This window comes from Streptomyces sp. RLA012 (genome assembly GCF_056270325.1).
Genome location: NZ_JBWDPA010000002.1, coordinates 8,829,604 through 8,843,310 on the forward strand (window position 1 = coordinate 8,829,604; position 13,707 = coordinate 8,843,310).

The following is a 13,707-nucleotide window of genomic DNA, read 5'->3' on the forward strand; positions in this document are numbered from 1 at the left end:
CGCGGCCCGTCGAGAGGGATCGCGTGACGCGCGAGTGCGGGCTCACTCCCGCCGCCCGGTTTCGCGCGCTCGATCGGCTGACGACCGCAGGCCACCTCGGACAGTGACGCTCGGCTTCCTTGTTGTCACTGACGGTCATCGCCCGTGGAACTCAAGAGAAGATTCCCGACCGCCCCACCCGTCGGCGCCCTTGGTACTCACCCCAACTCCTTTGCGCAGTCGTGGAGGTGACGAGACGACACCCGTTTCGGCCGTCACCCCACACATTAAAGAATCGATTCCATGTTCGAATCGTATCGCTGACCAGGGTGGATGGAGTTAGAGTAATCGAACGAGCGTGCGATGAACATATCGGGCGTATGGCTGAAAAGGGGTGGAGTGATGGAGGTGCGGCATGGCGGGCTTCGGCCACGTGCACGTCGCGTCCGGTTACTCCGTCCGCTACGGGGCCTCCCATCCCGAGCAGCTCGTCCGGCGGGCGGCCGAGCGGGGCATGACGGCGCTCGCGCTCACCGACCGGGACACGGTCACCGGTGCCGTGCGGTTCGCGCAGGCCTGTGCGAAGGACGGGGTCCGGCCCCTCTTCGGCGTCGATCTGGCGGTGGAGGCCATGGCGCCCCCGCCGCCCGCCCAGCGCCGCCGCACCCCGGCGCGCGGCGGCGCGCACGTGATCGAACCGCCGCTGCGGTTCGTGCTGCTCGCGCAGGACCGGGCGGGATGGGCGCGGCTGTGCCGCATCACGTCGGCCGCCCATGCCGGTACCGCGTCCGGCGCGGCGCCGGTGGTGGTGCCGTGGGAGGCGCTGCGCGCATACGGCGGCCCCGGCCTGACCGTGCTGCTCGGCCCGCTCTCGGAGCCGGTGCGGGCGCTGTCGGTGGGCCGGGAGGACGTCGCGATGAAGCTGCTGGCGCCCTGGAAGGAGATCTTCGGGAGGGGGGTCCGGTTGGAGGTCGTTGCGCAGAAACGTTTCGGCACAGGTCCGGGATCCCTTCGGCTGGCCGCCCGCACCCTGGCGCTGGCCGACCTCACCGGTACGACCGCTGTGCTCTCCAACGCCGTCCGCTACGCCGACCCGGACCAGCACCGTCTCGCGGACGTCCTGGACGCGGCGCGGCTGCTGCGGCCGATCGACCGGCGCCGCCTGGACAGCGGGCAGCGCTGGCTCAAGGACGAGGGAGGGATGGCGAGCGTGGCGCGGATGGTCGCCGAATGCGCCGGAGCGGACGTCCGGCGGGCCCGCCGGCTGATGGCGGACACCGCCGCCACGGCGGCCGCGTGCACCGTCGACCCGGTGGCGGACCTCGGGCTCGGCGCCCGGCACTTCCCGGAACCGTCGCTCTTCGGCGCCGAGCCGGGAAGAACCGCGGAACTGCTGCGCGGGCAGTGTGAGGCCGGCCTGGCCCGGCGCGGCCTCGACCGCGACCGGGTGGCGCTCGACCGGCTGGACCAGGAACTCGACGTGATCTCCGAGCTGCACTACGACTCGTACTTCCTCGCCGTCGGCCAGGTCGTGGCCGACATCCGGGCGAAGGGCATCCGGGTGGCGGCCCGCGGCTCGGGCGCCGGCTCGCTGGTCTGCCATGCGCTGGGCATCGCCACCGCCAACCCGCTCGACCACCGTCTGCTGTTCGAACGTTTCCTGAGTGTGCGCCGGGCCTCGCTGCCCGACATCGACATCGACGTGGAGTCCGCCCGACGGCTGGAGTGCTACGACGCGATCTTCGACCGGTTCGGCAAGGAGCGGGTGGCGGTCACCGCGATGCCCGAGACCTACCGGGCGCGCCGGGCCCTGCGGGACACCGGTCTCGCGCTCGGCATCGCACCCGCAGAGGTCGACCGGATCGCCAAGAGCTTTCCGCATCTGCGGGCCTCCGACATCACCGGCGCGCTCGCCGAACTGCCCGAGCTGCGTCAGCTGGCGGCCGAGGCGGACCGGTACGGACCGCTGTGGGAGCTCGCCGAGGGCCTCGACTCCCTGGTCCACGGCATGGCCATGCACCCCTGCGGCGTGGTCATCAGCGACGCGACCCTCCTGGACCGGCTACCGGTGCAGCCCACCCCGCAGGGCGACTACCCCATGGCCATGGCCGCGAAGGAGGAGATCGAAGCGCTGGGCAACATCAAGCTCGACGTCCTGGGTGTGCGGATGCAGTCCGCCATGGCGCACGCCGTCGCGGAGATCGAACGAACCACCGGCGACCGCATCGACCTGGACGACCAGCGGCAGGTGCCGCTCGACGACGTCTTCGCGTTCAAGCTCATCCAGGAGAGCCAGACCCTGGGCCTGTTCCAGTTGGAGTCGCCCGGTCAGCAGGACCTGCTGTCCCGGCTGCAGCCCCGTGACCCGCAGGACGTCATCGCCGACATCAGCCTCTTCCGTCCCGGCCCGGTCGCCGGGGGCATGCCCGAGCGGTACATCGCCGCCCGCCACGGTGGCACACCCTCCTACGCCCACCCGGACCTCGAACCGGTCCTCTCCGACACCTACGGCGTGACCATCTGGCACGAGCAGATCATCGAGACGCTGCATGTGATGACCGGCTGCGACCGGGCGATGGCGGAGATCGCCCGGCGGGCGCTCGGCGACAAGAACCGGCTGCCGAGGATCAGGGACTGGTTCCACGGCCTGGCACGCGCGCGTGGCTACAGCGCGGCCGTGCGGGACGAGGTCTGGAAGACCGTCGAGGCCTTCGGCGCGTACGGCTTCTGCCGGGCGCACGCGGTCGCCTTCGCCGTACCCGCCCTGCAGAGCGCCTGGCTCAAGGCGCACCACCCGGCGTTCCTGCTGGCGGGTCTGCTCGAACACGACCCCGGGATGTGGCCCAAGCGGGTCCTGGTCTCCGACGCCCGTCGGCGTGGGGTGCCGGTGCTGCCCGTCGACATCAACCGCTCCAAGGTGAAGCACACCGTGGAGAAGGCCGGGGGAGAGCGGTGGGGGGCGCGGCTCGCGCTGTCCGCGGTGCACGGCATCAGCGAGGAGGAGTGCGCGCGGATCGAGGAGGGGCAGCCGTACGGATCGCTGTCGGACTTCTGGCAGCGGGCCCGTCCCAGCAGACCGGTCGCCGAGCGCCTCGCGGAGATCGGCGCCCTGAACTGCCTCCACGACGGCCGCCTCACGCGCCGCGATCTGCTGCTCCAGATCGCCGAACTCCACCGCCAGTCCCGCAACCGGGCCGCGCACGAGGGTCAACTCCCCATCGATACAGGAGCTGTGGGCGGGGCGGAGCCGAGCGGTCTGCCGGAGATGACGGGACGCGAGGCTCTCAGTGCCGAGTTGAACACCCTCGGCATCGACGTCTCCAAGCACCTGATGGAACACCACCACCGACTGCTGCGCGAGATCGGCGCGACCGACGCGGCCCATCTGGCCGAACTTCGTGCCGGGCAGCGGGTGTTGGTCGCCGGTGTACGGGCCTCCACGCAGACCCCGCCGATCGCCAGTGGCAAGCGGGTCATCTTCGTCACCCTGGAGGACGGCTCCGGCCTGGTCGACCTGGCCTTCTTCGAGGACTCCCACCCGGCCTGCGCGCACACCGTCTTCCACAGCGGACTGCTGCTGGTGCGCGGCACGGTTCAGGTGCGCGGCACCCGCCGTACCGTCGTCGGCACCATGGCCTGGGACCTCGACGAGATCGCCGCCGCCCGCCGCGACAACGGCCCCGAGGCCGCCCTCGCCCTCCTCGGCGCCGACCGCCCGCACCCGACCCCCGCCCAGCCGGCTCCGGGACAGTCGCAACCCGTCCCCGCCCAGCCACAGCGCACCCTGGCCAACGGCACCACCGGTGCCCGCCTCCACCCGTACGCCGACCTGCAACCGGCCGGTACTCGCTCGGCCGATCTGAAGAAGTTCGGCCACCGAAGCCCCGGGAGCGCGGGATGAACGGGACGACCACACGCCTGCGGCACATTGCCCACCTCCACCTGCACGCGGCACTGAGTGAGGCCCAGTACGACGACGTAATCGAACTGATGTCCGGTATCACGCCCCACGTCCAGGCCGTCCCGCCCAACGCCGTCCAGCTCGACCTGACGTCGGCACTCCGGTACTTCGACCTGTCCCCCTACGACCTGGTCCAGACGACGATGATGAGGTTGAAGGCGCTCTACGGCATCGACAGCAGCGCCGGGCTCGCGGGCAACCGCATGCTGGCGGCCATGGCGGCCGACGCCTCCGCGCCGGGACACACCACCTGGATCCGCGACGGGCAGGCCGCCGACTGGCTCCACCCCCGCCCGGTCACCGCACTGCCCGGGATCGGCCGCGCCACAGCGGACACACTCAGCAGATACGGACTGCACACCATCGGCCAGGTAGCCGACCTGTCTGCGGCAACCCTGCAGCGACTGCTCGGAGCGGGCTCGGCCCGGCTATTGGCCGAGCGTGCCCGTGGGCACGACCCCCGCCCGGTCGCCCCGTCGGAGCCGGCGGCACACCTGACCGCCGACCTCGTGCTGGAGCGGGACTGCCTGGACCCGGCGCAGCAGCACCGAGCAGTCCTGGGACTCGCCGATCGGATCGGCGGACGCCTGCGCGGTGAAAGCCAGATTGCGGGCCGACTCACCCTCAGGGTGCGCTACGCCGACCGCAGCTCCACCACACGTACCCGCGGGCTGCCGGAACCCACCAACCACTCACCCGCCCTCGCCGCGACTGCCCTGGGTCTGCTGAATGCCCTCGGGCTGCAGCGAGCGAGAGTCCGCGCCTTCATGATTCGCGCGGACGACCTGCTGCCGGCGACCGCCGCCCACCGTCAGCTCTCCCTGGACCCCGGCGACGATCGCGCCCGTGCCGCCGAGGCCGCCGCGGACCGGGCCCGCCGACGCTTCGGGCCGGAGGCTGTACGTCCAGCCGCCCTCGCGGGCTGACTGCCTTTGCCAAGGACCCGGCGTACAGCCTGACGCGTCTGCCGCCACCTGCGGTTTTGTCTCGGAAAGTGCCTCTGGGCTGTATCGGAGGCCCTTTCCGATCTTCCGGGGGGGGCTTGCCGCGTCAGGCGGCCGAAAGTACCTCGGAAGTCCCTCGGACAGAGCTGAAAGTCCCTTTCGGACCCGGCGCGCGAGCACGGCGTTGGGCCAGAAGCCGAGGAGGGCCGGGATCAGGGTCAGGCAGATGAGGCGGCGGCAGCCCGGCGGCGGCCATGGACCCGAAGGCGATCAGCAGGACCGCCGCCGCGACTGCGATACCGATCGCCTCGGCGGACCCGCCCACGGCCGGCTGCGTCGCCCAGCGTCTCCGCCGATCTCGACGGTCAAGCCCGCGTCCCGGGCCTGGTCGACGGCGTGCTCAAGGTGTTCCTTGCCGGCATCGGTCAGGTCGGCGGCAGCTGTCTTGAAGGAAACGGCGGCACAGGCCGTGGATCCGTCTCCGCTCGGCGCGATGGACACGATGCGGGCGTTCGCTCCGTCGGCCGCCGAGCCCGGGAAGCGCTGGTCCAGGAGATCGAATGCCTTCTGGGACTCGATGCAGCTGCTCGACGCCGTCCGCCTCGTCGCGGAGGGGAGGCGCTGTTGTCTCCCGCCGCGACCAGGGGTCTGATCTCGCGGTTCCTCTCGCAGCCCGCTGCGTACGGTCCCACCGATCCGGAGCGGCTGGCCGCGCTGACGCCACGGGAGCGCGAGGTGATGACGCTGGTGGCGACGGGCCTGTCCAACCAGGACATCGCCGAGCGACTCTTCGTCACCCCGGTGACCGTCAAGACCCACCTGAACCGGGCCATGGCCAAACTCGGCGCCCGGGACCGCGCCCAGCTCGTGGTCGTCGCCTACGAGACCGGCATGGTCCGCCCCGGTTCCACGCAGCGGACCTGAGGTCCTGGGGGACCGCGGGTCTGCCGTAGGTACCCGCCATACCCAGGCGGGTGAGAGGCTGACGTCACCGCTCTCAGGGCATCGTGTGCATGCGCCGGCTGCACCGAACGCCCACTCGCCGCCGCGAAGACCGTCATTGACCGCGCCGTCGCCCATTGACCGCGCCGTCGCCGACGGCTACGGACCTGAAGGGCTCGCGCGTCTCACCACCGTCCTGCACAAGGGTGGTCAAGCGTGGACAACGGCTGAAGACACCACTTGGGTCAGCGGGACCTCACCGTTGTTGACGCCGGAGCTCGGCCTGTTCTGCGGCAGTCGTCATGCTCGCCCGCGCCCCGCGGCAGGCTGCACCGGTACTGGAGCTGCCGGAGGAAGACACCCTCGATCGAGTTCACCCAGCTTGCCACGCGCCTCGAAAGCGAGGCCGCCAACGGCTCTCCCGGCCCCGGAAGACTCCGGCGCTGGGGCGGCCCCATCATCGACATCCTCAACTCGCCCGTGGTCAGCGGGGCGCTGGGAAGCGTGCTCGCCGCGTACACCGGGAACGGTGCTTCCCGGACTGCCTCCCGCTTGATGAGACTCTCAAGGACGACAGCGAGCCGATCTCGCCCCCGACACGCAAGCTCTCGCCGCCCGAATCGACCGAGACGCCGCAGCCCGACCCACCCGGGGCCATGGCGCATGAGCACACAAGGCTCACCTGTCGGGGTGCCGTCAAGGCTCCGCGTCAGGACCGGGCGAGGACGCAGAACTCGTTGCCCTCCGGGTCGGCGAGGACCGTCCACGGCACATCGCCCTGGCCCACGTCGACGGGTGTCGCACCGAGAGCCCGGAGACGCGCGACCAACTCCGCCTGATGGGCCGCAGAGGTGGTGGCGAGATCGAGGTGCACACGGTTCTTTGTTGTCGTCTTGGGTTCCGGGACGGCAACGACATCGACGCAGACAGTGACCGGGTCCAGCCAGTCGAAGCCGACGGGTTTGACGGCGGTCACGCCGGGCTCCTCGTCGATGACACGCCAGCCGAGCGCCTCCCCCCAGAACCGGCCGACCGCCGAGTCATCAAGAGCCTTTATGTTCACCAGAACAGGTCGCAGCGTCATGCCGGCGATCCTATGCACGCGCTCTGCGACGACATCCGCACCGCCGCCAGACGGAGGTCAACTCCCTGACCAACGCACTGGTCAGCTCGCCAACCAGTGTGCTCAGCCCTGCACGCAGGCGCGATCGAGACCGCCCTCGCCAACGAGCCCACCCCGTCACGGACACCTACGCGACGCATCTGCCCAGTTCACAGCCCACCTGGTCAGTCCGAGAGTCGGTGAAGTACGGGGCACGGTTCAGGTGCGCGGCACCCGCCGTACCGTCGTCGGCACCATGGCCTGGGACCTCGGCGAGATCGCCACCGCCCGCGGCGACGATCGCGCCCGCGCCGCCGAAGCCGCCGCGGACCGGGCCCGCCGACGCTTCGGCCGGAGGCTGTACGTCCCGCCGCCCTGGCCGACCGGCTCGGTGAATTCCGACCGACCGCGCGGAGTTCTCGGTCTCCGGCTCCGGTCGGCGCGGCGGCGTCTTCCCGAGAGACGGGAACCCGGCGGCCAGACCCTCGTTCAGGTCGGCAGCACGGCGCGGGCGATGCCGGTGAGGTTGCCCTGCAGGATGAGGATCTCCCGCTGGTTCGATCCGTCGAGATCGGCCGCGTAGACGTTCCCGCCCAGATCGGTCACGTACACGCGGCCGTCGTCCGGATCGAGGGCGAGGCCGATGCCTTCCATGAGGTGGGTCAACAGGATCTCGGGTGTCCGCCGCCCTTCCGGCGGGTCCATCGGCGAACGGTTCACGCTGTTGCCCCGCGGCGGGTCCCCGCGATCCGTCCAGTACAGCATGCGCCGCGTGAGGTCGAGCTCCAGGTCGATCGGCTCCGGCAGCCCCTCGAACAGCACCTCGATGTCGCCGCGTTCGGCCGCGCTCTCCCCGGCGGGCAGGTCGATTCCGGCCCGCAGGATCTTCCCGAGTCCCGCGTCGCTCGGGCCCTTCTGTGTCCAGTAGAGGTGTCCGCCGACGGGGTCGACGGCGACTCCCACGCACCACCTGGTCTCGTCGCGACGGTCGTCTTCTCCCTGTCCCGTCTGTACGAGGGTCTCGACGTCCGAGCCGTCGAGGTCGCAGCGCATCACACGCATGCCTTCGCGATCACCCCAGTACAGCTTCCGGCCGGCGGCGTCGAAGTGGAGCTGTTTCGGCGTGTGCGTGACACCGCTGGGGAGGATCGTCGTCCGGTTGCCTCCGTCCAGGTCCACGCGTTCGATCGAGCCGTCGTTCTCCGGGGGGAAGCCCATGTTCGTCCAGTAGATGTGCCCGGCCACGGCATCGACGGCGACTCCGTCGGGGATCCTGCACCCGGTGACGACGACCTTCTTGTCGGAGCCGTCGGGGTGCACGGAGAACAGTCGACCGCCACTGCTGGCTTCGAGTACGAACAGTCTTTCCTGGCGCTGTGTCATGATCCCTCCTTCGCCGGGCGGCCGGCTGCGGCGCTCGGCGGGCCGGACGGGTCGTGCTGGGCGCGCACGGTCAGCAGGGCCGAGAGCATCGCGTCGCGCCGGGCGGCCAGTTCATCCACCGAGTGGCCGCCCGCCTCGTCCAGGACGCCGCTCACGATCTTCTCCCTGAGTTCGGGCGTGAACTCGGGGGTGCCCAGTTCCTGCCAGGACGCCACCATCCGTGGCATGAGGGTGTCCATGAAGTGCTGGATGCCGCCCGCTCCTCCGCCGAGATGCCACAGCAGATGGGGACCCATGACGCCCCATCGGAGCCCCGGCCCCCAGGACACCGCGTCGTCGGAGTCCGCCACGTCGAGCACCCCCTCCTGGACCAGGTGCACGACCTCGCGGTACAGCGCGGCCTGGATCCGGTTGGCGACGTGCCCGGGAAGCTCCTTTTTGAGGTGAATCGGCTTCTTGCCGACCGCGGTGTAGAACGACATGGCGTCCCGGATCGTCTCCGGGGCGGTCCTCGTCCCGCCGACGACCTCGACCAGCGGGACGATGTGCGGGGGGTTGAAAGGATGACCGATGACTGTCCGCTCCGGACGTCGGCACTCGGCCTGGATGACGCTCATCGTGATGCCCGACGAACTCGACGCGATGATCGCGTCCGGCGGTGTGGCGTCGTCGATGTCGGCGAACAGCCGGACCTTGAGCTCCGGGCGCTCCGGCGCGTTCTCCTGTACGAAGTCGGCGTCCGCGACGGCCTGACGCAGGTCCGTGGTGAAGCTCAGGCGATCGGGCGAGGCTCCGGGCGCGAGCCCGATCGAGGCAGCCGAGTCCCATGCCGCCGCCACGAACGACCGTAGGGCCGCCTCGGCGGCGGGGTCGGGGTCGGTGGACGTGACGTCGAGGCCTCGGGCGAGATAGTGCGTTGCCCAGCTCGCGCCGATGGTGCCGGTCCCGACGATCGCCACGCGGTGGACGGCGTTGTGCGTATTCATGGCTGGTCACTGCTCCCGGAGTCGGATACGGCCGGAGTCGGACACGGACGGGTTGCGGGGGAGAGGAAGAGAAGCGGCTGACGTGGCCGGCATCAGTGGCCCTGCCAGACGGGGGCACGCTTCTCGGCGAACGCCCGTGCGCCTTCCCGCGCGTCCTTGCTGGCGACCAGCTCGCTCGTGAGCTGGTCCTGGCGCCGGAAGGCGTCTCTCTCGTTCTGGCCCTGCGTCTCGCGCAGGACCTCCTTGACGGCCGCCAGCGCGAGCGGTGCGTTCCGCGCGACGCGCTCCGCCAGCTCGCGGGCCCCGTCCAGCGCGGCGCCGGGCGGGGTCAGCTCATTGACGAGCCCGAACTCCTTGCCTTCGGCGGCGGTCAGCGGTTCCCCCGTGAGCAGTACACGCACGGCGAGGTGGTACGGAAGCCGGCGCGGAAGCCTGACCAGTCCGCCCTCTGCCGCGACGAGACCGCGCATGACCTCGGGAAACCCGAAGCGGGCGTCCTCCGCCGCGACGATCAGGTCGCAGGCGAGCACCAGCTCGAAGCCGCCGCCGAGCGCCCAGCCCTCGACCGCGGCGATCAACGGCTTGCGCACCGTCGTGCGGGTGAGCCCGCCCAATCCCCGGCCGGGGAGCACCGGCAGCTCGCCCTTGGCGAATGCCTTCAGGTCCATGCCCGCGCTGAACACCCCGCCGGCGCCCGTGAGTACGCCGACCGACAGCTCCGGATCCGCGTCGAGCAGATCCGCGGCCGCCGCGAGCTGTACCGCGACCTCGTGGTCGACGGCGTTCTTCTGCGCCGGGCGGTTGAGGGTGATGGTCAGCACGCCGCCGCGGCGCTCGTGGAGCACCAGGTCGGCCGCTCCGGACGCCGTGCTCATCGCGGCCCCTCCGCTTCCGGGATGCCGGGGATCGCTCCCCGGGCGCGCAGCTCGGCGATCTCGGCGGGGCCGAATCCCAGCTCGGCGAGGATCTCGTCGTTGTGCTCGCCCAGGTCCGGTGCCCGCTTCGCCGGGACCTTCGGTACGCCTCTCAGGTTGACCGGGCTGTTGACGGTTTCCTTCAGCCCGGGGACCCCTTCCAGCGGTACGACGATGTCGTTCGCGCGCAGCTGAGGGTCCCGCGCGGCCTCCTCCGGCGTCTGAATGAGGCTGTAGGTGACGCGTTCCCGGGTCAGGGCGTCCTTCCAGTGGGCGAAGGGCCGTGAGCGGAACTCGGTGTCGAGCAGCTCGCTCAGCGCGGCGGAGTTCTTGACGAAGCCCTCGAAGTCCGCGAAACGGGGATCCTCCAGCAGCTCGGGGTGCCCGACGGCCCGTGTCAGTCCCGGCCAGTGCGAGGGTGAGGCGACCAGCATGAGCCACTCGTCGTCCGCGGTCCGGTAGGGGTTGATCAGCGGGTTCGCCGGCGCCTTCCGGTCGTGCAGCTCGAACGGCGTGCCGTCGGCGAGCGCGCCGGCCACGAGCGTTCCCGTGGCCCAGACACCCGCGGCGAGCAGCGACGTCCCGACACTGGCCCCCTGCCCCGTCCGCTCACGGCGGTACAGGGCCGTTGCGATCGCCGCGTAGATGGCGATCGCCGACATGTAGTCGCCGCTGCCCCAGACCGGCACCGTCGGCGGGGCTCCCGCGTCCCGGGTGGAGGCCAGCAGCCCGCTGCGCGACCAGGCGGCGGTCAGGTCGAAGCCCGGCTGCCCGGCGTCGGGGCCGGTATCCCCGAAGCCGGTGATGTCGGCGTAGACGACCCGCGGATTCCAGCCCGCGACCTCTTCGTAGCCGAGGTGCAGCTTCTGGCGTGTGCCCTGCGGGAAGTTGGTGATCACCACGTCGGCCCACTCGACGAGGCGCTTGAGGATCCCGGTGGCCGCCGGGGACTTGAGATCGATCACCATGCCGCGCTTGTTGCGGTTGGCGAGGTGCCAGCTGTAGTTGGCCTGTGCCCGGGGGCTGGGCGGCACGGAGCTCAGCCGCCGCTGGGGGTCGCCCAGCCCCGGCGGCTCGATCTTGATGACGTCCGCTCCGAAGTCGGAGAGCACGGTGGCCGCGGCCGGTGCCGCGATGTAGCTCGACACGTCGAGGACCTTCAGGCCGGTGAAGACGGATTCGGTGGTCATCCTCGTCACCTCACGAAGGCGCTGAGGCCGTCGGTGACGGCGCGTCCGACGATGAGGGTCTGGATCTCCCGCGTGCCTTCGTACGAGTAGATGGCCTCGGCGTCGGCGACGAAGCGGCCGACCTTGTAGTCGAGGAGGATGCCGTTGCCGGCCAGCAGTTCCCGCGCCCACCCCACGCTCTCGCGCATCCGCACGGTGCAGTAGGCCTTCGCCAGGGCGGACTGTTCATCCCGGAACACCCCGGCGTCCTGCAACTGGGCCAGGCGCACCATCATCCCGCACGAGGCCGTGGCGTTGCCGAGCATCTTCACGAGCAGGTCCTGCACGAGCTGGAAGCCGCCGATCGGGCGTCCGAACTGCTCGCGCTCCTTCGCGTACTGCAGGGCGATCTCGTAGGCGGCGAACATCACTCCCACCGACTGCCACGCCACGCCGCTGCGCGTCTGGCGCAGGATGTTGGCGGTGTCCTTGAACGAGTTCGCGTTCTGCAGCCGGTTGGCCTCCGGAATGCGGCAGCCGTCGAGCACGATGTCGGCGTTCTGCACGATCCGCAGCGCCATCTTGTGCTCGATCTTCGTCGCGGTGAACCCGGGGGTGTCCTTCTCCACGACGAAGCCCAGCACATGACGGGTCTCGACATCACGGGCCCAGATGACGACCAGGTCGGCGAACGTCGCGTTTCCGATCCACCGCTTCGCGCCGTCAAGGATCCATACGTCGCCGTCGCGGCGCGCGGTCGTCTCCAGGCCACCGGCCACGTCGGAGCCGCCGTGCGGCTCGGTCAACCCGAAGGCGCCGATCCTCTCGAAGCGGCTCATCGCCGGCAGCCACCGCTGCTTCTGCTCGTCGGAGCCGCAGGTGAGGATGGTGCCCATGGCCAGACCCGTGTGCACGCCGAAGAACGTGGCCACGGACGCGTCGACATGCGCCAACTCCAGCGCGAGGAAGCCCGCGAAGAGGTTGCTCGGCTTGGACTCCGGGGAGTCCGGGTCGGCCCAGTCCATCAGCCCGAGCCCTCCGAAGCCCCCGATCAGCTGGAAGGGGAACTCGGCCCGGGCCCAGTAGTCGTCGACGATCGGTGCGACCTGCGTGCGGAGGAACTCGCGGACGGACCCGAGCTTCTCCCGCTCCCTGTCCGACAGCAGGTCCTCGTAGGCGTAGAAGTCGGCGGGCAGCTGTCCTTTGTCCAGGTAGGGACCGGCCGGTGTCGGCAAGGTTGTCGTGCCGCTCATTGCAATCTCCCTCAAGCGCAGGGGGGCATGGCTCGGAGATCCGCGCCCGTCAGCGTTCTCCGCGCCCGGCGTTTCGGCTCTCCGGCGCGATTAAAGGCGGATCTCGGGCCAGTCCCCCGGACCCGCGCCGCGCAGGGGTGTCGTTGTCGCCGAGGACCACCCCAGTGGCCCGTCGCCGCCCGGTGCGGGAGAGGTGAGACAGACCCGGGTCCAGTGCGTCGGGTGCGCCGGATCCCGGCCCGGGCCGGTGGGAAGGTGAACAAGTGTGCGGCGGGCGGTCACCACCGCAAGACCCGGGAGAAGGTCACGGCCCGGGCCGGGGCCATCGCCGCCGAGCGCCGCGGCACGGACGGACGGCCGGTCTGTCTGTCTGTCTGCGCCGGACGGTCACCACCGGCTTGATCTTCTACCACCGCCCCGACACCGGCATCACACGGACCCGCCGGCCACGGACCCGAGGTCTTGCGGCGCTGCCGCCCGACGGCGCGCCGGTGGATCCGCGGGGTGCCGATCGGTACGTCGGCCGCGGCGCCGCGGAGTTCGCCCCGCTGATCCGGGTGCGGGCGCTCGCCTGACGGCGCTGCGGGAGCCCCGGGTCCGCGCCGTCACCCCGCGCGCGGGCCAAGCTCGGCCCCCATGCGGTGCTCCCGGGGACGTCGGCGGCGTAACGCTCCCGACGTGTACGTCAGTTCGCCCAGGGCGCGGTGATGCGGGTGCCGTCGGCCAGCTCCGCCTGCAGGCCGATGGACGTGGTGACCCAGGTGATCACGGTCCGGTCGGTCGGGTTCTCGGCGCCGAAGGTCGCCCCGGGGTTGATGATCAGCGTGTCGCCCGCGGCGACCCGCTCGGTGTGTCCGTCGAGCGTGATCACCAGCTCGCCTTCGAGGATGTGGAGGATCTCCTCACGGCTGACGGTGTGCAGGGGAGCCTTGGTGCCGGCGGGGATCTCGCCCCGCCAGGCGCACAGTTCCCTGCTGCCACTGCCGGGACTGGCGTACGAGACGAAGCGGGCGCCGTGCATCTCGTGGACGACGGCATCGGACGGGTGGATGACGGGCATGGCTGCCTCCAGGA

At 70.9% G+C, this 13,707-nt stretch carries 9 protein-coding genes and 3 pseudogenes; 4 read left to right on the forward strand and 8 right to left on the reverse strand.

The annotated features are described in order from the left end of the window. The first annotated feature begins 394 nt into the window (after positions 1-394). Together RV986_RS40420 and RV986_RS40425 are read left to right on the forward strand one after the other, a co-directional pair. Positions 395-3,880 carry a DNA polymerase III subunit alpha gene (locus RV986_RS40420; protein ID WP_475922141.1) on the forward strand — a complete coding sequence of 1,162 codons (3,486 nt, stop codon included), beginning with the start codon at positions 395-397 and terminating at the stop codon, positions 3,878-3,880. Beyond that, positions 3,877-4,866 (forward strand): DNA polymerase Y family protein, encoded by a 990-nt coding sequence (locus RV986_RS40425; protein ID WP_475922142.1) that lies wholly within the window; start codon positions 3,877-3,879, stop codon positions 4,864-4,866. Before RV986_RS40420 ends, RV986_RS40425 begins: the two co-directional genes overlap by 4 nt. Before the next feature lie 253 nt (positions 4,867-5,119). Here the strand turns inward: RV986_RS40425 and RV986_RS40430 are convergent. Next, positions 5,120-5,463 (reverse strand): annotated as a pseudogene (locus RV986_RS40430) (MMPL family transporter); the annotation flags it as partial. A 1-nt stretch (position 5,464) separates the two neighbouring features. Between RV986_RS40430 and RV986_RS40435 the strand changes: the two are divergent. After that, positions 5,465-5,808 (forward strand): annotated as a pseudogene (locus RV986_RS40435) (response regulator transcription factor); the annotation flags it as partial. Positions 5,809-6,547: 739 nt separating this feature from the next. On the opposite strand, the pseudogene RV986_RS40440 reads toward RV986_RS40435, so the two are convergent. The 6 genes and pseudogenes from RV986_RS40440 to RV986_RS40465 all read right to left on the reverse strand — a co-directional run. Beyond that, positions 6,548-6,910 (reverse strand): annotated as a pseudogene (locus tag RV986_RS40440) (VOC family protein); the annotation flags it as partial. A gap of 507 nt (positions 6,911-7,417) precedes the next feature. Further along, on the reverse strand, positions 7,418-8,311 hold the full coding sequence (locus tag RV986_RS40445) for a 3-hydroxyacyl-CoA dehydrogenase (protein WP_475922143.1): 894 nt from the start codon (positions 8,309-8,311) through the stop codon (positions 7,418-7,420). Further along, positions 8,308-9,297 carry a 3-hydroxyacyl-CoA dehydrogenase NAD-binding domain-containing protein gene (locus RV986_RS40450; protein ID WP_475922144.1) on the reverse strand — a complete coding sequence of 330 codons (990 nt, stop codon included), beginning with the start codon at positions 9,295-9,297 and terminating at the stop codon, positions 8,308-8,310. The genes RV986_RS40445 and RV986_RS40450 overlap by 4 nt, the downstream gene beginning before the upstream one ends. A 92-nt stretch (positions 9,298-9,389) precedes the next feature. Next, positions 9,390-10,172 (reverse strand): crotonase/enoyl-CoA hydratase family protein, encoded by a 783-nt coding sequence (locus RV986_RS40455; RefSeq protein WP_475922145.1) that lies wholly within the window; start codon positions 10,170-10,172, stop codon positions 9,390-9,392. Continuing rightward, positions 10,169-11,401 carry a CaiB/BaiF CoA transferase family protein gene (locus tag RV986_RS40460; protein WP_475922146.1) on the reverse strand — a complete coding sequence of 411 codons (1,233 nt, stop codon included), beginning with the start codon at positions 11,399-11,401 and terminating at the stop codon, positions 10,169-10,171. The genes RV986_RS40455 and RV986_RS40460 overlap by 4 nt, the downstream gene beginning before the upstream one ends. 5 nt (positions 11,402-11,406) lie before the next feature. After that, positions 11,407-12,633, reverse strand: coding sequence for an acyl-CoA dehydrogenase family protein (locus tag RV986_RS40465; protein WP_475922147.1), 1,227 nt, complete (start codon positions 12,631-12,633; stop codon positions 11,407-11,409). 398 nt (positions 12,634-13,031) lie between these two features. Here RV986_RS40465 and RV986_RS40470 point away from each other — a divergent pair, with 398 nt between their 5' ends. Then, positions 13,032-13,208, forward strand: coding sequence for a hypothetical protein (locus RV986_RS40470; protein ID WP_475922148.1), 177 nt, complete (start codon positions 13,032-13,034; stop codon positions 13,206-13,208). Between the two features lie 110 nt (positions 13,209-13,318). Here the strand turns inward: RV986_RS40470 and RV986_RS40475 are convergent, their stop codons facing one another. Beyond that, a complete protein-coding gene (locus tag RV986_RS40475; RefSeq protein ID WP_475922149.1) occupies positions 13,319-13,693 on the reverse strand; it encodes a cupin domain-containing protein in 375 nt (124 codons plus the stop codon). Positions 13,694-13,707: the final 14 nt, after the last annotated feature.

Bases quoted from the DNA above. Each gene is read 5' to 3' on its own strand.
- RV986_RS40460 (WP_475922146.1), bottom strand. From the start codon at position 11,401: ATGACCACCGAATCCGTCTTCACCGGCCTGAAGGTCCTCGACGTGTCG.
- RV986_RS40475 (WP_475922149.1), bottom strand. From the start codon at position 13,693: ATGCCCGTCATCCACCCGTCCGATGCCGTCGTCCACGAGATGCACGGC.
- RV986_RS40420 (WP_475922141.1), top strand. From the start codon at position 395: ATGGCGGGCTTCGGCCACGTGCACGTCGCGTCCGGTTACTCCGTCCGC.
- RV986_RS40425 (WP_475922142.1), top strand. From the start codon at position 3,877: ATGAACGGGACGACCACACGCCTGCGGCACATTGCCCACCTCCACCTG.
- RV986_RS40455 (WP_475922145.1), bottom strand. From the start codon at position 10,172: ATGAGCACGGCGTCCGGAGCGGCCGACCTGGTGCTCCACGAGCGCCGC.
- RV986_RS40445 (WP_475922143.1), bottom strand. From the start codon at position 8,311: ATGACACAGCGCCAGGAAAGACTGTTCGTACTCGAAGCCAGCAGTGGC.
- RV986_RS40450 (WP_475922144.1), bottom strand. From the start codon at position 9,297: ATGAATACGCACAACGCCGTCCACCGCGTGGCGATCGTCGGGACCGGC.
- RV986_RS40465 (WP_475922147.1), bottom strand. From the start codon at position 12,633: ATGAGCGGCACGACAACCTTGCCGACACCGGCCGGTCCCTACCTGGAC.